We start from the raw sequence: 21,272 nt of genomic DNA, 5'->3' as shown, positions 1-21,272 counted from the left end.
CTTCTATAAAAAATAATTTTCGCTCAGCTACTCAAGGCACCTGATAGTAATTTTGAAGTAATGTCCACAATCGGAATGACACGGTCATAAGCCATACGGGTTGGTCCAATCACACCTAGGGTCCCAACGATTTGACCATCCACACTATACGGCGCACTGATGACAGCTAAGTCTTCATAGGGCAATAAGTCACTCTCTCCACCAATAAAGATCTGAATCCCATCAGCATGGCTGGAGACATCGAGCAACTGCATAAGAACTGATTTTTGCTCAAGCATGTCGAACATCTTGCGCAGCTTATCTAAATTGGAACTGAGATCACCCACATTCAATAAACGACGCTCGCCAGAAAGCACCATGTCACTCTCTCCCATGCCGTAATCGGATACGCCGCTTTGCAACGCCAGCGCCATCAAACCTGAGATATCAGCACGCAGGGTATCCAGATCAGATTTCAGGTGCATACGAACCTGGTCAAAACTCTTCCCAGCAAACTGGGCATTAATGTAATTACCCGCTTCAACTAACTGGCTGGGTGTGTAATCCTGAGTGGTCGGCAAAATACGGTTTTGCACATCGCCCTCTGGGGTCACCACAATGAGCAGAATTTTCCCTTCCCCTAAGCGCAAGAACTCAATGTGCTTGAAGACCTGAGCGCGCTTTGGGGTCATGACTACCCCAGCAAAATGAGTCAGATTGGACAAGATTTGCGCCGCTGAATTTAAAACCCGCGAAGGAGAATCAGGCAAAAGGCCTCTTTCCACCTCTCTAGCCGCTATTTCCTCTAGGGGGCGGACGGTAACCATGGTGTCGACAAATAGGCGGTAGCCCCTAGGCGTAGGAATGCGTCCAGCCGAGGTATGGGGGCTGGTAACAAGGCCCATTTCTTCTAAATCAGCCATGACATTACGGACCGTAGCTGCAGATAGATCCAAGCCGGAGAAGCGAGATAGGGTTCGCGAGCCAATGGGCTGACCCTCTTCGATATAACGCTCGATGAGGGTTTTAAGTAAAGCGCGGGAACGATCATCCATGGTGGAAGGGATTTTATGCCTATGGTTTAATCGTTATATGTTAAGCCCATCCCAAAAATCTGCCAAAAACGAATTTAACCGGGTGGCGCTGGTCGGTAAATTTCAAGCTGATGGTATCGAGGGGCACCTCATTGACCTAGCCCAGATGCTCAGCGACTTGGGCTGCGAGGTCTTTATTGAAACAGCAACGGCCACTCACCTGAACTTAAGCTCCCACCCAAGCAAGAGTCCCGCTGAATTTGCGGGAAGTATCGACTTGGTAGTGGTTTTGGGGGGTGACGGCACCATGCTCGGCATTGGGCGTCAGTTAGCCGGCAGCAAAGTGCCCTTGGTTGGCATCAATATGGGCCGTCTTGGGTACATGACAGACATTCCCATTCAGGATCTAAAAGAGGTTCTTCCAAAAATCATTGGCGGAGAATATGAGGCGGACTCCAGAACCCTTTTAGACGCCATTGTTTTGCGGGGGGCGCAGATCATCAACCGCGCCTTGGCCTTAAACGATGTGGTGGTCAACCGCTCCGGCACTTCTGGCATGGTCGAACTTGCGGTTCGCGTCAATGGGTCATTTATGTATAACCAGCGTTCTGACGGTCTCATTGTCTCGACGCCCACCGGCTCTACCGCATACGCACTTTCCGCGGGCGGACCGATTCTGCACCCTCGAGTGGCAGGCATTCTGTTGGCGCCAATTGCGCCGCACTCCCTCTCCAATCGCCCCATTGTCTTGCCCGAAGACGCCGTTACCAGTATTGAAGTGGTCGACGGGCGTGAAGTGATTGTGAATTTCGACATGCAATCTCAAACAGAATTGCAATCGGGCGACAAAATTGAAGTGCGTCAGTCTGAGAAATCAATCACCCTCTTGCACCCTCGAGGACATAGCGATTACAAAACCTTGCGTGAAAAATTACACTGGAACGAGTATCCATCGACTTTCTAATGTCGAGTTCTTCGGTACGCTAATACATGCTTCAAATCCTAACCCTTCGCGACTTTGTCATTGTTGACCAGCTCGAGCTGGATTTCACCTCCGGATTCAGCGTCCTCACCGGAGAAACCGGTGCTGGCAAGTCCATTCTTTTGGATGCCCTCGGCCTTGTTCTAGGCGAGCGTGCAGATAGCAGTCAAGTGCGGGAAGGCTGCCAACGCGCTGAAATCAGCGCACTTTTCCAGATTGAGGCGGGGCAAATAGATCACTTCAAAAAATGGTTAGATGAACAAGGCTTTCCGTTGGAAGAAGAAGGTCACAGTCTTTTGCTCAAAAGAACGGTTGAAAGCAATGGCCGTAGTCGAGCATTTATCAATGGCAGCGTGGCAACGCTCAGCCAACTTCGTGAAGCGGGCGATCAGCTAGTTGATATTCATGGTCAACACGCGCATCAACTCCTTCTGAAGGGAGGGGCGCAACGTGAACTTCTCGATCGCCATGCAAACTTAATGCCACTAGCACTAGAAGTTGCTGCTGCCTTTAAACAACTTGCCGACTCGCGCCGCAAATTAGTACAAGCCGAAAATGCTGGACAAGATATTGAGCGTGAACGTGAACGACTTGAATGGCAACTAGAGGAACTCACTGAACTATCTCCACAAGTAGGTGAATGGGAGCATGTCCAAAGCGAACATAGTCGCCTTGCGAATGGCGCCAAAATTCTTACTGGTTGCCAAGAGGCCATTGAAGCCTTAAGCGAAGCCGAGAACTCTGCTGAATCGACCCTCTCCAAAGCAAGTGCGAGTATTGCCACTTTAGCGGAGCATGACCCGCTCCTCAAAGAGATGAGTGAAGTACTGGAGTCAGCCTTAATTCAAGTAGGTGAAGCAGTGCACGGCTTAAATCGTTATCTACAAAAAGCAGACCTGGATCCAGAGCGCCTTAGCCAAATTGAAGAGCGCATGCAGGCACTGCATTCTGCTGCTCGCAAGTACCGAGTAGAGGCCATTGCGCTCCCAGCACTTTTACTAGAAACAGATGAGCGTTTAGAAGCCTTAACCGCCTCACAAAATATTGAAGCCTTGCGCGACAAGGTCATGCAAGAAGAAGTAACTTATCAAAAACAGGCCAAACTCCTCACTCAAAAACGCAGCAAAGCCGCTAGCGAGCTTGGGGCAATGGTCACTACTGCTATGCAAAGCCTATCGATGGTAGGCGGTCAACTAGAGATCGCCTTAAATCCTTTAAGCGAAGGTGGCGCCAATGGTTTAGAGCAAATTGAATTCTTGGTTGCTGGTCATGCAGGCAGTACACCCAGGCCCTTGGCTAAAGTGGCTTCAGGAGGAGAACTTGCTCGTATCAGCCTGGCGATTAGTGTTATCACGAGTGAGGCATCCTTCACACCCACCCTTATTTTTGATGAAGTTGATGCCGGCATTGGTGGCGCAGTTGCTGAAACAGTCGGAAAGTTACTCAGGCAGCTTGGTCAATCGCACCAAATATTGTGCGTAACCCATCTACCTCAAGTTGCTGCCCAAGGAAATCACCATCTCAAAGTCAGCAAGTCACAAGCTGGCAACACCACACTCTCACAGGTAAGCCCTCTTAGCAGAACCGAGCGTGTTGAAGAAATTGCCAGAATGTTGGGGGGCGCAACGATTACTGACACCACACGCCGTCATGCCCGCGAATTACTTGAGCAAAGTTAACGCTTGCTTGCCTTAATCGATAGGGACTTTGAAAACGTTTCTCCAGAGCTGTAAGACCGAAGTTCTCGCTTGAATGAGGTTGGGCTCTGACTCCAAAGTCACGCGAATCTTTTCTGCCCCATCTAAACGCAAGCGGTGTTGACGCGCTCTGAGCAAGCGGTAGGCATCACCCACCTTGATAGCTAAATCCTCATCTATTAATCCAATGTTCCCAGCAATTCTGAGAAGTGCAATGTTGCCGAGATTTCCGACCAACTGCTCATGACGATGTGCGAAGGCCAACACCAAAAACTGGACAATAAATTCAATATCAACCATGCCACCAGCATCGTGCTTTAAATCAAATTGCACTGTAGGGTTTGGATGCCCCGCATGGACTTTCATGCGCATGTCCACAATTTCTGCGCGGAGTATTTCCTGGTTGCGTTGTTGTCTTAAGACTTCAGAGCGCACTTTTTCAAAATATGCACCCACTACCGGACTACCTGCAGAACAGCGTGCGCGAGTCAAAGCCTGGTGCTCCCATACCCAAGCGGAATTATCGCCCTCGCGTAGCTGATATTTTCTGAAAGCATCGGCATTGGTAACTAAAAATCCTGCCGAACCATTTGGGCGAAGCCGAGTATCAATTTCAAAAAGAGTGCCGGCAGCAGTATATGCAGTCAAGCAATGAATCATGCGCTTAGCCAAAAAAGCATAAATTTCTTGATCGGCATAACCAGCACCTTCTGATTGATACAAAAAGACTAGGTCCAAATCAGATGCATACCCTAATTCCTTGCCGCCTAACTTGCCATAAGAAATGATGGCAAATGGGGGCAATGACGAACTCAGGCCAAATTTTTGGGCAACGCTTGGCCACACGTGCTCAAAGGTCGCCTGCAAGATTAAATCGGCGAGTGCCGATAGATGATCGCTCACCTGCTCCACTGAAAGCCCCCGCTCTATACCAATGCCTAGATCAGCCAACAAGGTAATAAAGGTTTCGGTATGATGCGTGACCCGCAAAATATCGAGCGATTGCTCAGAACCCTCACCGTTGCTCTGAGCATCATCCAGGCGCATGTCGAGGTTTTCCTTAACTTCATACCAATACCGCTTAGGCTCATCAATCAGCAACTGCTCAGCACGAGAATGAAGCAAATAATCCAATAAATAAGGATGACCACTCAGGTAGGCGGCTCCCCATTGGGATGATTTCAGCAAAGCCAATACATTGAGCAAGGCTTTGGGGTATTCAGCCAAAATCGCCAGGTAAGCATTTCTTCTGGAAATCGATTCAAGCAAATCAAAAAGGCGCAAGATAGTGATATCAGCCGCCTGCGAATTGACTTCATTTGACTGCAAATATTCAGTTGCCTTATTAAGCAGATTAAAAATAATTAAGCGACTTTTTTCCGGTAAATGTTTTTGCCTAGCGCTATCAAGCCAAAGCTCCCAGCGCTTGAAACCCTCCGGAAATAACACGGGGTCTGGACTCCAATGCGCCACTAATGGCGCGAGCTCTAAACGCGCTTTATCCTCAAGCACAAAAGCCTCTTCAAATAGCGCAGCAACAGCTGTCTGATGCTGTTCTAGTGCCTGCAAAAATGTTGAGTCGCCTTCAGTAGCGTTTGGCCCAGACATGGCATTAGCCAATCGCATCCTAGCAGCAGCATCTTCTGGTAAGTAATGCGTCTGTTGATCCTCCCATACCTGAATGCGATGCTCTAAGCGCCGCAAAAATACATAGGCCGCCTTTAAGGCCAGCACCGCATCCCGAGGCAATAAACCACGCTCTGCAATCAGATCGAGCACCTCTAAGGTAGGTCGCACACGAAAGCGAGGATCTGTGCCCCCACGCATGAGCTGAAACATTTGCGCCAGAAACTCGATTTCACGAATACCACCGCGCCCCAACTTAATGTCTTGTGAACGGCCATGGTGATGTGAGGATTTTTTTTTCCGCCTCAATCTGTATTTGGGCATGCAAGTCGCGAATCGAAGCAATCACGCCATAGTCCAAATGGCGCCTATACACAAACGGTCGAATGAGTTGATCTAATTGTTTTTCACAATAAGCAAAATCAGCCGAATTGGGTGCAGGGGCAATTAACCGTCCCTTTATCCAAGCATAGCGCTCCCACTCCCTACCCTGCACCATTAGGTACTCTTCCAGCATGGGCAAGCTACAAACCAAGGGCCCGGAATCGCCATTGGGACGTAAGCGCATGTCAACTCTGAACACAAATCCATCTTCAGTATGCTCGGCCAGCAACTTGATTAAGCGCTTACCCATGCGCGTAAACCACTCTTGATGAGATAGGCTGTGAGGGCCATTTTGGGTCTGGCCATCACACTCGTACAAAAATATTAAATCGATATCAGACGATAGGTTCAGCTCATAACCCCCAAGCTTGCCCATACCAACTACCATGAGAGGTATTTCCGAGTGACGAACTACGCTCCAAGGAAGCCCAAACCGACTTTTCTGCTCAGCGCGAATAAAATCAATACATAGCGCAATTACCGCTTGAGCGAACTGACTCATGCCACGCATTACTTCATCGAGGCTAGCTAAGCCATTGAGATCTCGAAAAGCCAGCCAAAGCATTAATTTCTGACGTGCAAGACGTAAATGAGACATCAACAGAGCTTCGTCACACCCATTAGAGGCAGCTAAAACAGCGCACTCTCCTAGGAGGGCTTGAATACCAACTGGATCGACTTTTTGCCCTGCATGCAACTCTAGCCAATTAACCCATTCCGGCCTTGCATTGAGCCAGCGAGCAGCATAGCTGGAGTGCGTCGTCAAAAATTGGATTTGCTTGGAAAAATGACTCATTTCACCATCTTAATCCGGCGCAAGAATCTGACTCAATAGCTTGGCGAACCGGCGCTGGCTGACGGATAATAGAGCACATGCTTAGAAATTTGATCCAGCGTCGCCTGCAGAGCGTGCTTCAAAAACGCCCCGTGGGTACTGGTGGGGCATGGCGCAAGCGCGCAGCCATTCTTTGCGGGGCAATCATTGCAACCCTGGTCCTCGGGCATCTAGGTGTTCGCTTCTTGCTATGGCCTCAAATTGAGAAATCTAAACCTGCCATCGAAAAATTGATGAGCGCCCGTTTGGATGCAAATATCACCATGGATGATCTCCAGGTCTCCTGGACAGGAATTCGGCCTCGCTTTGAGATCTCTGGATTGCGCTTCAATGCACCAGATAAAAAAGCACCCCCACTGCTAGAAATTCAAAAAATTAGTGGTGGCCTAAGTTGGAATTCACTCTATCACCTCGCCCCCTATTTTGAGGATCTACATTTCCAAGGCGCACAAATTTATGCGCAGAGAAATACCCAAGGAGCAGTATCCATTGCCGGCATCCCTATTAATGGGAACGATGATGATTTTTCCGCAGGAAACTGGCTCTTGGATCAATCAGAGATTGAGATTGGCGATGCGCAAATTTTTTGGCAGGACCATCAAAATAAAAAATTAAACACCTCCGTCAATATTTTTCAATTTCATCTGACAAATGGGATCCGGCTCCACAAAGCAGATCTAAGCATGAGTGCGCCATGGTCTAACAGCCCCATTCAGTTGCAAGCAGACTTTGTTCACCGCCTCAGAGGACAGCCAGGCAACTGGAGAGATTGGGTTGGTCATTTTTCTTGGGACTTTATTGATCTCAATCTCAATCAATTAGCGACCGATTTCACCCTACCCCTCAATACACTGAAAGGTACGATCAGCTCTAAAGGCGAGCTTAACTTAGATGGGGGAGTTGCTGATGGGGCTCAATTTAATCTCAAGGCAAATCAATTCAGAGTGCAACTCAATAAAAATGAAGAGCCTATTGAGTTTGGCCATCTTGAGGCCGATCTGAGCCAGGCAAATACTCGGGGGCTTTTATCAATTAGCTCCAAAAACCTTGCTTGGCGTGATATCAATAGCCCGAGCAACGCCCCGCTAACCACTTTAAGCCCTATGACTTTCCGCTGGCGTCCGCCTGGCCCAGATGGGGAAATTAAAGAGTTTGGTTTCTCATCACCCAAAATTCATGTGGCTGATGCAGCCTCATTTGCCCTGAATCTTCCCCTCTCCAAAAAAGTACACGAATGGGTTAAGGCCTCACAAGCCGAAGGTGAGTTACAGGATCTAGAACTCAATTGGTCAGAGAAAAAATCTGCGCTTGCAGTCTTGCCCATTCCCGGATCTTGGATCAATCCAGACAAACTGGATTTTATGATCAAGGCCAAATTAATTGATTTGAGTTTTGCCGCAATTAACAAATCAATGCCAGCGGTATCGCATTTATCAGGCCTCTTATATAGCGATGAAAAAGGCGGGAAATTTACACTTGACTCAAAAAATATTGAGATAGAAATCAACGATTTTTTAGTAGATCCAAAAATTAAACTGGATACTGCCAATGGGGTGCTTACTTGGACGAAACAACGCGGCCAATGGTCGATTGAAGCAAAACAACTCGCCCTTAAAAATCCGGATATCACCACCACACTGAATCTCAGCTATTTGCTTGGCGCACCAAAGCAAGCGGACCAAATGGTTTTGGATATGAATTTCGTCAAAGCGAATATGGTGACGGCTTATCGCTACCTGCCAATCGGAATGAGCAAAGATGCTAGGCAGTATCTTGAAAAATGTTTCGGCTCTGGCACTATTGAAAATGGAACCTTGCATGTAAAGGGCGATCCAGATCAGATCCCATTTTCAAAACCAAATTCGGGAGAATTCTCTCTGTATCTCCCTATTTTAGGAGCAAGCTTCAAACCTGCCCCCCTATTACCAAGCAATCAAGGTGTTTGGCAGTCGCTGAGCAATGTCAATGGTCAGCTGAGCCAAGAAAACTCAGTTGTAAATGTCGATATCACTTCAGCAAACTATAAAAATATCGCCCTGCATAATTTTCATGCACAAATTCCAAATGTCAGCGCAAATCACTTAATACTCAATATTCAAGGCGCAGCCCAAGGCGATGCACTTGAGATGCTCGATTATCTTTTTGCCTCACCCATTGGCAAACAACAGCCCGAGCTTCAAAAAAACTTGTCAGCTAGTGGTCCAATTATTCTCGACCTAGGAATAGAGTTTCCGCTATCCGGATCGGGTGATCCCCGGATTGATACCAAGCTCACACTTTCAGGTAATCGCGTGCAATGGAGCAATCTTCCACCACTTGAAAATCTTACAGGAAAGGTAAGGTTAACCGAAGTCCATCCCGAATTTGACGATGTCACGGCAAGTTTCTTGGGCGGCTCAATCAAGATTTCTAATGCGCCTGCTACAGCAAATACTTCGAGCTTTAAGATTGCCGGCGACATTAGCGCCAAATACCTCAAAGACTACTTTGCAAAAAACTTCAAATCTGACTACGCGCCAGCATTCAATGCGATGGGTGGCTCAGCTATCTATGAAGGGCTTTTAAATTTCAATCAAGCCGGCAGTGAAACCAACCTTCAATTCGATTTACGGAACTGGGCAAGCGCGGCACCAGTCCCCGCAAAAAAATTAGCGGGCGTGCCAATGCTAGGGCAATTAAATGTCAAGACCTACACCAGCTCAAAAAACAAAAACTTGAGCATCAACAAAGTAGATTGGTCAGGAAAACTGGGCGAAAACTATTTTGTTCAGGGCGCATTAGGTACTGACAAGGAATTACGCCAATCTATTGGTATTGGCGCGACTGCAAGCTTGCCACCCCAAGGATTCAATCTCAATTTAGTGGCTAATGAACTGGATCTAGATGCTTGGCGACAATTTATGAACGCCGGTACCAACCATCAAAATAACTTAGCAGGGGCTCCCTCATTGGGCGATGCAAATAATGCACGCATCAACGCCCAAGTCAAAAATCTCACACTCTTTAATCGCCTTTGGACGAATTTCAGCTTAGATGGCACAAACAAGAGTGATGGGTGGAGATTCCGCCTGAACTCTGCCGATCTCTCAGGGCGACTGAACTGGCACGAACCAACAGAACAAAACCCGAGCGGCCTAATCTCTGGACACCTAGCCCGACTCAAAGTCCCAGACCAAAACCTAGAGGTCGAGATGGGCAATAAAGGGAATCCTGGTGAGAAAAAAAGTTTTGCGAAAGCTACTTCTGCATCAACAGCTTTCAAGCCGAATGCCATACCGAGCCTCAATATTTCGATTGATGATTTTTCTTTAGCTAAAACGTTGCTTGGCAGCGTCAAAATAAAGACGCACACTAACAGGAATGGCTTAGACATCGAATCTATTCAGGTCTCCAATCCTCAAGATAACTCTACCCTCTCAGGACAATGGAGCATCAATCCAAAAGATAGTGGAGAGCAAACTGCGATCAATGTCGATATGGAAATTAAAAATGCCGGTGAAATAGTTGCTCACTGGACAAATGCCAAATCGATTGAAGGTGGAAATGGCAAGATCACTGGCAAGCTGCAATGGAATGGCTCACCCTATGCACCCAGCTATGAGAGCCTATCGGGCAATGTAGATCTTTATTTAGAAAAAGGTCGTCTGCTTGAAGTGAACACTGATGCCGCCAAATTATTGAACGTACTAAGCCTGCAAAGTTTATTTCGCTTTGCTACGCTTGATTTACAGGGGGGCTTAGGTAGCATTGTCACCAAAGGTACGCCATTTAATTCAATTGTTAGTAATTTTGCAATTACCAACGGGATTGCCAACGCCAGTCAATTTACGATGGAGTTAGATCAAGCGCGTGTAGCGATGGTAGGCCAAATCAATATCCCTAATGAAACGCAAGATTTAAGGGTTACAGTATTCCCAACACTCGATGCCACTGCTGGATCCATTGTGGCGGCCTTCGTTGTTAATCCCATCGTTGGCCTTAGCGCCCTAGTAGGTCAATATCTCATCACCAATCAAATCAATCGCAGCATGCAATCTGATTACCTCATACAAGGTTCCTGGGGCAATCCGGAGGTCATTCCCCTTGATCAAAAAGGGCAACCCCTGGATCCAAAGACTCTAGAAACGATTCGACAAAAAGCATTACTTAAAGAGCAAACTAAACCGAATGCACCTAACGCGCCGACTGATAAACCACCAGTTGGCCCTGCCCTATAAATGAATAAAGCTCCAGATAACGCTATTCTCAAAATTGCATCCGTGCAAATGATTTCCACTCCGAACTTAGAGGAGAATTTGAATGCTGCCGGCAAGCTAGTTCATCTCGCTGCGCAAGATGGCGCTCAAGTAGTTGTTCTGCCGGAATACTTTTGCTTATTGGGCTTAAAAGATACTGATAAGCTTGCAGTGAGAGAAGTGTTTGGAAAGGGTCCAATTCAAGAGCGGCTGGCAGCCATTGCGCAAGCCAATTCGATTTATTTGGTGGCCGGTACCATTCCACTGGAAGCTAGAGAGGCAAATAAGGTTTTAAATTCCACCCTCATTTTTGATCTCAGTGGTCGATGTATTAGTCGTTACGACAAGATCCATTTGTTTGGATTCCAGACGCTCACTGAACGCTATCAGGAATCCGAAACAATCGAGGCAGGTAATCAACCCGGACTCGTCTCGCTCGATATCAACGGAGTCCACTGGCGCTTTGGTTTAAGCGTTTGCTATGACCTCCGCTTCCCTGAGCTTTACAGATCAATGGGCGAAGTGGATTGTCACTTGATACCCGCAGCATTTACCTACACCACCGGCAAAGAGCATTGGGAAGTGCTACTACGCGCCCGCGCAATTGAAAACCAATGCTATGTTTTAGCCTCAGCACAAGGTGGAACCCATCGCAATGGGCGTCGCACTTGGGGTCATAGCATGTTGATTGACCCTTGGGGTGCGATCCTAGGCGACCTACCTGAGGGTGAGGGCTTTATATCAGGCCTTCTGAGCAAAGAAAAATTAAACGAGGTACGCTCTAAGCTACCAGCATTAAAACATCGTAAGCTTTAAAAATTAAAAGATCTGCTTAAATTAATATGAATGCACCTGAAGCACTGTTTCCCGCCAATTGGAGCCAAGCCCAAAAACAGGCGGATCTTCTCAAATTAGCCAAATCCATTTTGCTCGAGCCAACCGGCTTAACCGAGCGTGAATTAAGCAATACTTTTGGCGATATGTTTACGCATCGCCTCGATGATGCTGATCTGTATTTCCAGCACACCCGCAGTGAAAGCTGGAGCCTGGAAGAGGGCATTGTTAAATCAGGTAGCTTTAGCATCGATCAGGGCGTAGGTGTGCGCGCAATTTATGGCGATAAAACTGCATTTGCTTACTCGGATGAGATAAATGCCGAGGCGCTCGCTAAAGCTGCCAAAGCAACACGAGTCATTGGGCCGGCAGGTGGTAAGCAAGGCTTCGCACGCAAAATATTTCATCCTATTTCGAACAAGCTCTACTCTGGTATTAACCCACTGGACTCAATGCAACCCAAAGAAAAAATTGCCTTACTGGAGAGCATTGAGAAGCGAGCAAAAGCGAGAGATCCACGGATTATTCAAGTAATGGCAAGTCTTGCGGGTGAGTTTGATGTAGTTCTAGTGGTTCGCGCAGATGGTCTGCTTGCTGCAGATGTACGCCCACTAGTACGAGTCTCCGTTCATGTCATCGCAGAGCAGAATGGTCGCCGAGAATCTGGCTCCTCCGGTGGCGGCGCACGCCATGACTATGGCTATTTTGATACCAAGCTCATTAATCAATACGTTGATGAAGCGGTTGATGGCGCCCTGATTAATCTTGAATCTCGCCCCGCCCCAGCCGGGCCAATGACTGTTGTCATGGGCCCAGGTTGGCCTGGCGTTTTATTGCATGAAGCGGTTGGCCATGGACTTGAGGGTGACTTTAATCGCAAGGGTTCCTCTGCATTTGCTGGTCGCATTGGGGAACGAGTGGCAGCGAAAGGCGTGACGGTAGTAGATGATGGAACGCTTACAGGGCGTCGTGGCTCACTGAATATAGATGATGAAGGCACTCCAACTCAATGCACTACATTGATTGAAGATGGGATTCTGAAGGGCTACATACAAGATAGCTTAAATGCCCGCCTGATGAAAATGCCCCTTACCGGCAACGGTAGACGTGAAAGTTTTGCATCCATTCCCATGCCTAGAATGACCAATACCTATTTGTTGGCTGGCAAAGATGATCCGCAAGAGATTGTGGCAAGTATTAAGCGCGGACTCTATGCAGTCAATTTTGGCGGTGGTCAGGTTGACATTACCAGCGGTAAATTTGTATTTTCCGCATCCGAAGCTTATTGGGTCGAGAACGGCAAGATTCAATATCCCGTCAAAGGGGCAACCATTATTGGCAGCGGTCCTGAGTCCTTAAAACAGGTTTCTATGATTGGAAATGACCTCAAATTAGACGGTGGCGTGGGGGTTTGCGGCAAAGAAGGTCAGAGCGTGCCAGTAGGTGTTGGACAGCCCACCTTACGAATTGACAGTCTTACCGTGGGTGGAACCGCCTGATACCCTTAAAATAGATATATGAGCCAACAAAACACCAATCCAGCGAACTGGTATGCAGCCGTTGACAAAACGTCTGACACCGATGACCAACGTATTGAGAACATTACCGTTCTTCCTCCACCAGAGCATTTGATTCGTTTCTTTCCGATCTCAGGAACCGCCACCGAATCCCTCATCAGTAAAACGCGTACGAAGATTCGCAACATTATTCATGGCAAAGATGATCGCCTTTTAGTGATCATTGGGCCCTGCTCGATTCATGACCCACGTGCTGCACTTGAATATTGCCAACGTCTTCTGATTGAACGTGAGCGTTTCTCGGGTGAACTAGAAATTGTCATGCGCGTGTATTTTGAAAAGCCACGCACTACGGTGGGCTGGAAGGGATTAATTAATGATCCTTACCTCGACGAAAGCTATCGCATTGAAGAAGGTCTACGGATTGCGCGCCAAGTGCTCATGGAAATCAATCGTCTAGGTATGCCAGCTGGTAGTGAATTCTTAGATGTGATTTCTCCACAATATATTGCTGACCTGATCTCATGGGGTGCTATTGGTGCTCGCACAACCGAGAGTCAAGTACATCGTGAACTCGCTTCTGGACTTTCTGCGCCGATCGGCTTCAAAAATGGTACCGATGGCAACATCAAAATTGCAACCGATGCCATTCAAGCGGCAAGTCGCCCACACCACTTTTTGTCAGTTCACAAAAATGGTCAGGTATCGATTGTGGAGACCAAAGGTAACAAAGACTGTCATGTCATTTTGCGCGGTGGTAAAGAGCCAAACTATGAGGCGAAATATGTTCAAGCAGCCTGTGCAGAGCTTGAAGCAGCCAAGCTTCCAGCCAGTTTGATGGTTGACCTCTCACATGCAAATTCGAGCAAAAAACATGAGCGTCAAATTGTGGTAGCGGATGATATTGCACAGCAGATCGAGTCTGGATCGCATCAAATTTTTGGCGTAATGATTGAAAGCCACCTCAAGGATGGGGCGCAAAAATTCAGTCCGGGCAAGGATGACCCAAACAAACTGGAGTACGGCAAGAGTATTACTGATGCCTGCATTAACTGGGATGATTCAGTGAAGGTATTAGAGCGTCTTGCTAGCGCAGTGAAAAAGCGTCGCAGCAAAAAATAAGAACTGCTGCGCTGAAATAAAAAGGGCTAAAGTAATTTAGCCCTTTTGCTTTTTATTTTTTCTTTTCTTTGGAGTGGTTCCAAAGAATGTCAGAACCACCGGAGGCTTGATTAAGCACTCTAGCCAAAACAAATAGTAAATCAGATAAGCGATTGAGATACTGGCGTGGCGCCTCATGAATATCCACATCCCAACCTAAACGAACTACTGAGCGCTCAGCCCTTCTGCATACCGTTCGACATACATGCGCCTGGGCAGCAGCGCGAGTGCCTCCAGGAAGAATAAATTCGGTTAAGGGCAATAAGTTGGCGTTGTATTGCTCCAGCCAAACATCCAATTGCTCGACCTGTTCAGGCTTGAGCAAGGTGTAATTCGGGATACAAAGCTCGCCGCCCAAATCAAATAAATCATGCTGAACCTTTAATAAAAGGCTTGAAAGGGCATCTGCAACACTTTTAGGCAGCTCCTCGGTCAATAAAACACCGATTTCAGAGTTCAGCTCATCCACATCCCCCATAGCGCAAATGCGTAAATGATCCTTTTCTACGCGACTACCGTCGCCTAGACCGGTCATACCGGCATCCCCAGTCCTGGTGGCTATTTTTGAAAGTCGATTTCCCATGAACTGATTATAGGTAAATGGCTAAAATGATCCATATGAATATGGTGACCCCTCCCCCTGATCTAGCCGCTATCACAGCCCTTCAATCTAAATTGGTAGCGGCATTGCGCCCCATCCTCCCTGAGCATGCCTTGCTTTGGGAGCCCGAAGATACGATTCCCTATGAATGCGATGGTTTAGCAGCCTATCGGCGCATGCCTTTGGCAGTAGCCCTACCGGAGACCGAAGAGCAAGTTTCAGAAATTTTGAAGATTTGCTTTGCCATGCAAATTCCGGTGGTGCCCCGCGGATCTGGGACAGGTCTTTCAGGTGGCGCTATGCCGATTGCCCAAGGATTAGTACTTTCCCTGGCGAAGCTGAAAAAAATCCTCAGCATTGACCCATTTACACGCACTGCCGTTGTACAGCCAGGTGTGCGTAACTTAGCGATTTCAGAAGCGGTTGCCCATCTTGGTCTGTACTACGCCCCTGATCCATCCTCCCAAATTGCCTGCTCTATTGGCGGAAATGTAAATGAGAATTCAGGTGGGGTGCATTGCCTTAAATACGGTCTTACATTGCACAATGTCCTTAAGGTAAGGGCAGTTTTGATGAACGGTGAAGTAGTTGAATTTGGTAGCTTAGCGCCCGATGCGCCTGGCTTAGATCTTTTAGCGGTCCTCATCGGTAGCGAGGGTATGTTGGCCGTTGTTACCGAAGTCACTGTCAAACTAGTAGCCAAACCCAAATTAGCACGCGTCATCATGGCCAGTTTTGATGATATTGAAAAGGGCGGCAATGCAGTTGCTGCCATCATTGCTGCCGGCATTATTCCTGCTGGTCTGGAAATGATGGATAAAGCCACTACTCGCGCTGTAGAAGAGTTTGTGCACGCCGGCTATGACTTAGAAGCTGAAGCGATTTTGCTGTGCGAGTCCGATGGCACACCAGAAGAGGTTGCTGAAGAAATTGCGCGCATGACAGCAGTACTAGAACAATCTGGTGCCAGTGGGATTCAAGTTTCAAACAGCGAATCTGAACGCCTGAAATTTTGGAGTGGTCGTAAAAATGCTTTCCCGGCTGCGGGCCGCATTGCTGCTGACTACTATTGCATGGATGGCACCATTCCACGCAGGCATATCGCTACCCTCCTCAAGCGTATTCAAGTGATGGAAAAGAAATATGGGCTGGGCTGCCTGAATGTATTCCATGCAGGTGACGGCAATATGCACCCTCTCATTTTGTTTAATGGCGCCGATCAAGATGAATGGCATCGTGCAGAAGACTTTGGTACAGAAATTTTAGAGGCCTGCGTTGAGCTTGGTGGAACAATCACTGGTGAGCACGGTGTAGGAATCGAGAAAATAAATTCGATGTGCGTGCAATTTGGAGAAGGAGAGCGAGAGGCTTTCTGGGGCGTGAAGAGTGCTTTTGACCCACAAAAACTGCTCAACCCAGACAAAGCCATTCCTACATTGAGTCGCTGCGCAGAATATGGTCGTATGCGTATTAGTGGCGGCAAATTACCTCACCCAGAATTGGAGCGCTTTTAATGAGCAACTCCGCTATAAACCATACTATGCAGATTGATTTATTTAAAGAGCAAATTCTCCAAGCGGCAAAAACCAACACACACCTCTCTATAGAGGGTGGCGGTACTAAATCTTGGTATGGCAACAAAAATAACTTTACTAAGCTGAGCACCCGCGCATATGCGGGGATCTTAGAGTACCAACCAGAAGAGCTGGTCATTACAGCTTGTGCAGGTACGCCGCTGAAAGAAATTGAAGCAGCTCTGGCAGCCAAAAATCAAATACTCCCTTTTGAACCCCCTCATTTTGGTGATACCGCAACCTTTGGTGGAGCAATTGGCGCTGGTCTTGCTGGGCCTGCCCGCATCAGTGCCGGCAACTTAAGGGACTTTGTTTTAGGCGCCCGCATCATGGATGGCAAAGGGCAAGACCTCTCGTTTGGCGGCAAGGTGATGAAAAACGTTGCGGGCTATGATATTTCTCGTTTGCTACCAGGCTCCCTGGGTACGCTATCGCTTTTGTTGGAAGCTTCAGTCAAAGTATTACCGCGCCCCGAGGCAATGGCTACCCTGCGCTGTCATACCACTCAAGCAAATGCCCTCAAGGTTTTGAATGAGTGGGCAGGGCAACCCCTCTCCTTAACTGCCAGCGCCTGGATTGGGGAATCGAGCGTTGACTCAGTAGGTGAGCTCACCTTCCGTTTGTCAGGCGCAGTCGCAGCAGTTGAAGCTGCCAGGAATTTAATGAGTGCACTAGTAAATGCAAAAACGCTTGAGCCTCATGAGGCAGAAGTATTTTGGGTAAACCTACGTGAACAAAAAATGTCTTTCTTTGAAACGCTTCAAGAAAATGAGAGCCTATATCGACTTGCATTACCTGCTGCCTGCGGCCCCCTTAACATCGGCCAGATGCACAAAGATATTGTCATTGAATGGCATGGTCAACAACGTTGGCTCAAAGGTCCAAGCGACGCAGCCACCTTCAAAGCACTCAAAGAAATCGCCACTGCACACGGAGGGCATGCAACGTGTTTCCGCCTGGGTACTTCAGTCGACCCGTCCTTACAGCGCTTCACTCTATTGAGTGAGCAAGCCCACTCTAAGGGACTTGAACTCGTTCAATCTCGTCTCAGAGCCGCCTTTGATCCTGCTGGCGTTTTTGCCACCAATCGCCTTTCATAAGTTTTTATATGCAAACTCAACTCGCTCCACAATTTGCCAATACGCCAGAAGGTATAGAGGCAGCACGCATTCTTGGTAAATGCGTCCACTGCGGCTTCTGCACAGCAACCTGCCCCACATACCAACTGCTTGGTGATGAGCTCGATGGCCCGCGCGGCCGCATTTATCTCATCAAGCAAATGGCTGAGGGCCAGGCGCCCACGGAAAAGACCCGTCTTCACTTAGACCGCTGCTTAACTTGCCGCAACTGTGAAAGCACCTGCCCAAGTGGTGTGCAATATGGCAACTTAGTTGATATTGGGCGCAAATGGGCTGAAGAAAATACCCCAGCCCGACCAATCGGTTCACGCATTACGCGCTGGGCACTAAAAAATGGCTTAACCAATCCCACTCTCTTTAATACAGCAATGACTTTGGGTCGCTTTGTGCGTCCGCTTATGCCAAACAGCATCCAGCGCAAGATCCCATTGGTTAAAAATGCGGTACTAGCAAAATCAACCGATCCTTATGCGCGCCCTCACACCGAGCATGTGCGCAAAATGCTATTACTCGAGGGTTGCGTTCAGCCAGGCATGCTGCCGAATATTAATTCAGCTACAGCACGTGTGATGGATGCCCTGAAGATACAACTCATCAGCGCATCCAATGCCACCTGTTGCGGTGCCTTGAAATACCACTTAAATGATCAAGCCGGTGGCTTAGCTAATGCCAAGCAAAATATTGATGCCTGGTGGCCTTTAATAGAAAGCGGTGTTGAAGCAATTGTGGTCACCGCCTCGGGTTGCGGAGTAATGACCAAAGATTATGGCCACCTCCTTGCCAATGATGCTGCGTATGCCCATAAAGCAAAAAGAATCTCGGAACTCAGTAAAGATATTTCAGAAATTCTGCCAGCCCTGCAGAATGAATTGATTGCCTTAATTGGCACTGAACCCAAGACAGGAGTGGTATATCACCCCCCTTGCACCTTGCAGCATGGCCAACAAATTCGCGGAAAAGTCGAAGGGGTGCTAAGTAGTATCGGTATAGGCGTAAAACTATGCACTGACAGCCATCTGTGCTGCGGCTCCGCTGGCACCTACTCCATTACCCAGCCTGAACTATCAGAGCAATTGCGCCAACAAAAATTGACTCATTTACATGCCGCTTGTGAAGAATCTGGTGCCGATGTCATTGTCTCTGGAAACATTGGCTGTATCACCCACTTACAACAAGATGGCAAGCCAGTACTCCATTGGATTGAAATCATTGATCAATTGATTTCGCAAAAGCAAACCATTAAACAATGAGTCAAATTGTTAGCAACCTCATACTCATCAAGCAAAGGATCGAGTTAGCGGCGCTAGCTGCGCATCGTGAGCCTGAGGATATTCAATTACTGGCAGTAAGCAAAACCTTTCCAGCCCGTGCGATTGAAGAGGCGATGCACGCAGGACAAACGGCTTTTGGTGAAAACTATGTGCAAGAGGCCGTGGAAAAGATGGGGCAATTGGCTAAATTGCGCCCTTGGTTGCAATGGCATTTCATCGGCCCACTACAGAGCAATAAAACTAAAGAAGTAGCACAGCATTTTGATTGGGTACATAGTGTCGATCGCCTGAAAATCGCCGAGCGACTATCGGTTCAACGCGGCGAATATCCCGAGCTAGATGCTCTTCAGATTTGCATCCAAGTAAATGTGAGCGCTGAGGACAGCAAGAGCGGCCTCAGTCTTTCTGAAACAGAATCCCTATGTGATGCCGTAGCGCAATTACCCAATCTCACCTTGCGAGGCCTGATGGCTATCCCAGCGCCAAGCCAGGATCCGCAAGAACAAAGAAACTCCTTTAAGCAAGTGCATGATTGCTTTAAGCAAATCAAAGATAAGCACCTCAACGTTAGTGGCTATCAATTCTTTGACACCCTCTCTATGGGGATGTCAGATGATATGGAGGCAGCTATTACAGAGGGCAGTACCATCGTCAGAATAGGTAGCGCTATATTTGGTAAGCGCGCTAAGATAAGCCCATGAACACACTAAAAAAGAATTTAAATACCCACATCACCTTCATTGGTGGCGGCAATATGGGTCGAGCATTGATCAGCGGCTTACTTGCCAGTGGCTTTGAGGCTAATCAATTGAGCGTAGTGGAGGCCAATGCAAGTACGGCCTTAGGGTTGCATCAGGATTATGGCGTTCAAGTGATTGGCGCGTTAGATCAAATTGCTTTTGATTTTTCTAAGAACAATGTCGTTGTGATGGCGATCAAGCCACAGGATTTCAACGTGGTTGCCAAAGGCTTAAGTGCCAAACTCAAGCATGCCTCTGCTCCCGGCCCACTGATTCTCAGTATTGCAGCCGGAATTCGGATTAAAGACATGAGCCGTTGGTTGGATCACGAGCGTTGCGTACGAGCAATGCCCAATACACCTGCGCTGATCGGCAAAGGTATTACCGGCTTATTTGCAGATGCTGCAGTTAATCAAGCTGATCGTGATGTAGCGCAAACTATTTGCAATGCAGTAGGTCAAGCAGTGTGGGTTGCAGAAGAAAAGCTCATGGATGCCGTAACAGCAGTTTCTGGTAGTGGGCCAGCGTATGTATTTGCTTTCTTGGAAGCGATGCAATCTAGTGGAGAAAAGCTGGGTTTAGATGCGGCAACGGCACGTAAACTAGCCTATGCCACTTTGGAAGGCGCTACCCAGTTGGCGCATAACTCGGATGAGCATGCTGGGGTATTGCGCGAGCGCGTCACCTCCAAAGGCGGCACTACTGCTGCTGCACTAGAGGTCATGAAAGACCATGGCTGGCATGACATTTTAGAAAAAGCGATTAATGCAGCTAGTCAGCGCGGCAAAGCAATGGGTGATGAGTTAGGGAAAAGCTAAACCTAGCGCTATTCCTAGAAATAGAAATCCGCCTAACCAGTTGTTATGACGAAATGCTTTAAAGCACTCTTCTCTGCGCCGCGTAGCAGCGAGTTTTAAATGGTAGGTGGCGCACAGTAATGCGCCAATCCATCCCAGCCAAAAAATCGGACCCAGATGTGCTATCTGCGCTACCCAAATCTGGCTCAATAGCAAAATTGCATAACTTACTGCAATTGCCAGCACATCAAATTTTCCAAAAGTAATTGCCGAGGTCCGTAAGCCCAAAAGAAGATCATCATCCCGATCTACCATGGCGTAAGCCGTGTCATACGCAATCGCCCAAAAGACATTGCCGATCAACAAAATCCATGCCTCCACAGGTACAGCATCCTGCACCGCGGCATAGGCCATCGGAATACCAAAGCCAAACGCGATACCAAGAATAGCTTGAGGAATTGCAAAGAAGCGCTTGGTAAAGGGATAGAGCACGGCAACCAACAAAGCAAGAACAGACAGTTCTTTTGTGAGCGCATTGAGGGGCCAGATTAATAGGAAGGCAAGGATTGCTAGAAGGGCTGCTATTGCCACCGCTTCTTTGCCAGAGATCTTGCCGCTGGTGATAGGTCGGTCTTTCGTACGTTGCACATATCGATCAAAATCACGATCAGCATAGTCGTTGATCGCACAACCACTACTGCGCATCAGAAAGGTTCCCACTACAAATATCAGCAAGATGTGTAATGGAGGCGCGCCACCACTCGCCAACCACAGTGCCCATAAGGTTGGCCACAATAGCAACAGGGTGCCGATGGGTTTATCCAAGCGAATCAGGTAAGCGTAAGCAATTAAACGAGCGCGCATAT

16 protein-coding genes are annotated in these 21,272 nt (G+C 47.9%); 11 read left to right on the top strand and 5 right to left on the bottom strand.

From position 1 onward, the window contains the following. Positions 1-23: 23 nt before the first annotated feature. Complete coding sequence (gene hrcA, locus BOQ04_RS05595; RefSeq protein WP_076023764.1) at positions 24-1,034, bottom strand: heat-inducible transcriptional repressor HrcA; 1,011 nt, start codon at positions 1,032-1,034, stop codon at positions 24-26. Between the two features lie 37 nt (positions 1,035-1,071). On the opposite strand from hrcA, the gene BOQ04_RS05590 reads away from it, so the two are divergent. Next, positions 1,072-1,977, top strand: a complete 906-nt coding sequence (locus tag BOQ04_RS05590; RefSeq protein WP_076023859.1) for an NAD kinase — start codon at positions 1,072-1,074, stop codon at positions 1,975-1,977. A 26-nt stretch (positions 1,978-2,003) separates the two neighbouring features. Continuing rightward, entirely contained in the window at positions 2,004-3,674 is a 1,671-nt protein-coding gene (gene recN / locus BOQ04_RS05585) for a DNA repair protein RecN (protein WP_076023763.1), read from the top strand. A 12-nt stretch (positions 3,675-3,686) separates the two neighbouring features. On the opposite strand, the gene glnE is transcribed toward recN, so the two are convergent. Both glnE and BOQ04_RS10920 read right to left on the bottom strand, forming a co-directional pair. After that, a complete protein-coding gene (gene glnE, locus BOQ04_RS05580; protein ID WP_233126658.1) occupies positions 3,687-5,642 on the bottom strand; it encodes a bifunctional [glutamate--ammonia ligase]-adenylyl-L-tyrosine phosphorylase/[glutamate--ammonia-ligase] adenylyltransferase in 1,956 nt (651 codons plus the stop codon). Beyond that, entirely contained in the window at positions 5,575-6,498 is a 924-nt protein-coding gene (locus BOQ04_RS10920; protein WP_233126656.1) for a GlnE family protein, read from the bottom strand. Before BOQ04_RS10920 ends, glnE begins: the two co-directional genes overlap by 68 nt. 77 nt (positions 6,499-6,575) lie before the next feature. Here BOQ04_RS10920 and BOQ04_RS05575 point away from each other — a divergent pair, with 77 nt between their 5' ends. From BOQ04_RS05575 to BOQ04_RS05560, 4 genes are read left to right on the top strand one after another with little or no spacing between them, the layout of a single operon-like run. Beyond that, a complete protein-coding gene (locus BOQ04_RS05575; RefSeq protein WP_076023762.1) occupies positions 6,576-10,754 on the top strand; it encodes a YhdP family protein in 4,179 nt (1,392 codons plus the stop codon). Continuing rightward, positions 10,755-11,588: a carbon-nitrogen hydrolase family protein gene (locus tag BOQ04_RS05570; RefSeq protein WP_076023761.1), complete on the top strand. Its 834-nt coding sequence runs from the start codon at positions 10,755-10,757 to the stop codon at positions 11,586-11,588. 26 nt (positions 11,589-11,614) lie between these two features. After that, complete coding sequence (gene tldD / locus BOQ04_RS05565; RefSeq protein ID WP_083657521.1) at positions 11,615-13,105, top strand: metalloprotease TldD; 1,491 nt, start codon at positions 11,615-11,617, stop codon at positions 13,103-13,105. Positions 13,106-13,123: 18 nt separating this feature from the next. Continuing rightward, a complete protein-coding gene (locus BOQ04_RS05560; protein ID WP_076023760.1) occupies positions 13,124-14,245 on the top strand; it encodes a 3-deoxy-7-phosphoheptulonate synthase in 1,122 nt (373 codons plus the stop codon). Positions 14,246-14,297: 52 nt separating this feature from the next. Here BOQ04_RS05560 and BOQ04_RS05555 read toward each other — a convergent pair whose 3' ends face one another. Beyond that, complete coding sequence (locus BOQ04_RS05555) at positions 14,298-14,867, bottom strand: cob(I)yrinic acid a,c-diamide adenosyltransferase (protein ID WP_076023759.1); 570 nt, start codon at positions 14,865-14,867, stop codon at positions 14,298-14,300. Between the two features lie 41 nt (positions 14,868-14,908). Between BOQ04_RS05555 and BOQ04_RS05550 the strand changes: the two genes are divergently transcribed. From BOQ04_RS05550 to proC, 5 genes are read left to right on the top strand one after another with little or no spacing between them, the layout of a single operon-like run. Further along, positions 14,909-16,399 (top strand): FAD-linked oxidase C-terminal domain-containing protein, encoded by a 1,491-nt coding sequence (locus BOQ04_RS05550; protein ID WP_076023857.1) that lies wholly within the window; start codon positions 14,909-14,911, stop codon positions 16,397-16,399. Next, positions 16,399-17,559, top strand: a complete 1,161-nt coding sequence (glcE, locus tag BOQ04_RS05545) for a glycolate oxidase subunit GlcE (protein ID WP_233126654.1) — start codon at positions 16,399-16,401, stop codon at positions 17,557-17,559. The genes BOQ04_RS05550 and glcE overlap by 1 nt, the downstream gene beginning before the upstream one ends. 8 nt (positions 17,560-17,567) lie before the next feature. Further along, positions 17,568-18,848: a glycolate oxidase subunit GlcF gene (gene glcF, locus BOQ04_RS05540; RefSeq protein WP_076023758.1), complete on the top strand. Its 1,281-nt coding sequence runs from the start codon at positions 17,568-17,570 to the stop codon at positions 18,846-18,848. Then, the gene (locus BOQ04_RS05535; RefSeq protein ID WP_076023757.1) at positions 18,845-19,570 is read left to right on the top strand and encodes a YggS family pyridoxal phosphate-dependent enzyme; all 726 of its coding nucleotides are present in this window, start codon (positions 18,845-18,847) and stop codon (positions 19,568-19,570) included. The genes glcF and BOQ04_RS05535 overlap by 4 nt, the downstream gene beginning before the upstream one ends. Further along, entirely contained in the window at positions 19,567-20,427 is an 861-nt protein-coding gene (proC, locus tag BOQ04_RS05530; RefSeq protein ID WP_076023756.1) for a pyrroline-5-carboxylate reductase, read from the top strand. Before BOQ04_RS05535 ends, proC begins: the two co-directional genes overlap by 4 nt. Here the strand turns inward: proC and ubiA are convergent. Further along, entirely contained in the window at positions 20,413-21,270 is an 858-nt protein-coding gene (gene ubiA / locus BOQ04_RS05525) for a 4-hydroxybenzoate octaprenyltransferase (RefSeq protein WP_076023755.1), read from the bottom strand. The two genes, proC and ubiA, sit on opposite strands and share 15 nt — an antisense overlap. Positions 21,271-21,272: the final 2 nt, after the last annotated feature.

The organism is Polynucleobacter sphagniphilus (genome assembly GCF_001953355.1).
Classification (GTDB): domain Bacteria; phylum Pseudomonadota; class Gammaproteobacteria; order Burkholderiales; family Burkholderiaceae; genus Polynucleobacter; species Polynucleobacter sphagniphilus.
This window is presented reverse-complemented; position numbering and strand designations above follow the sequence as displayed.

What these genes read in the sequence shown, in the direction of transcription:
- ubiA (WP_076023755.1), bottom strand. Translation starts at nt 21,270, where the DNA reads ATGCGCGCTCGTTTAATTGCTTACGCTTACCTGATTCGCTTGGATAAA.
- tldD (WP_083657521.1), top strand. Translation starts at nt 11,615, where the DNA reads ATGAATGCACCTGAAGCACTGTTTCCCGCCAATTGGAGCCAAGCCCAA.
- glnE (WP_233126658.1), bottom strand. Translation starts at nt 5,642, where the DNA reads ATGCCCAAATACAGATTGAGGCGGAAAAAAAAATCCTCACATCACCAT.
- BOQ04_RS05550 (WP_076023857.1), top strand. Translation starts at nt 14,909, where the DNA reads ATGGTGACCCCTCCCCCTGATCTAGCCGCTATCACAGCCCTTCAATCT.
- recN (WP_076023763.1), top strand. Translation starts at nt 2,004, where the DNA reads ATGCTTCAAATCCTAACCCTTCGCGACTTTGTCATTGTTGACCAGCTC.
- BOQ04_RS05555 (WP_076023759.1), bottom strand. Translation starts at nt 14,867, where the DNA reads ATGGGAAATCGACTTTCAAAAATAGCCACCAGGACTGGGGATGCCGGT.
- BOQ04_RS05560 (WP_076023760.1), top strand. Translation starts at nt 13,124, where the DNA reads ATGAGCCAACAAAACACCAATCCAGCGAACTGGTATGCAGCCGTTGAC.
- BOQ04_RS05590 (WP_076023859.1), top strand. Translation starts at nt 1,072, where the DNA reads ATGTTAAGCCCATCCCAAAAATCTGCCAAAAACGAATTTAACCGGGTG.
- hrcA (WP_076023764.1), bottom strand. Translation starts at nt 1,034, where the DNA reads ATGGATGATCGTTCCCGCGCTTTACTTAAAACCCTCATCGAGCGTTAT.
- proC (WP_076023756.1), top strand. Translation starts at nt 19,567, where the DNA reads ATGAACACACTAAAAAAGAATTTAAATACCCACATCACCTTCATTGGT.
- BOQ04_RS10920 (WP_233126656.1), bottom strand. Translation starts at nt 6,498, where the DNA reads ATGAGTCATTTTTCCAAGCAAATCCAATTTTTGACGACGCACTCCAGC.
- BOQ04_RS05535 (WP_076023757.1), top strand. Translation starts at nt 18,845, where the DNA reads ATGAGTCAAATTGTTAGCAACCTCATACTCATCAAGCAAAGGATCGAG.
- BOQ04_RS05575 (WP_076023762.1), top strand. Translation starts at nt 6,576, where the DNA reads ATGCTTAGAAATTTGATCCAGCGTCGCCTGCAGAGCGTGCTTCAAAAA.
- glcE (WP_233126654.1), top strand. Translation starts at nt 16,399, where the DNA reads ATGAGCAACTCCGCTATAAACCATACTATGCAGATTGATTTATTTAAA.
- glcF (WP_076023758.1), top strand. Translation starts at nt 17,568, where the DNA reads ATGCAAACTCAACTCGCTCCACAATTTGCCAATACGCCAGAAGGTATA.
- BOQ04_RS05570 (WP_076023761.1), top strand. Translation starts at nt 10,755, where the DNA reads ATGAATAAAGCTCCAGATAACGCTATTCTCAAAATTGCATCCGTGCAA.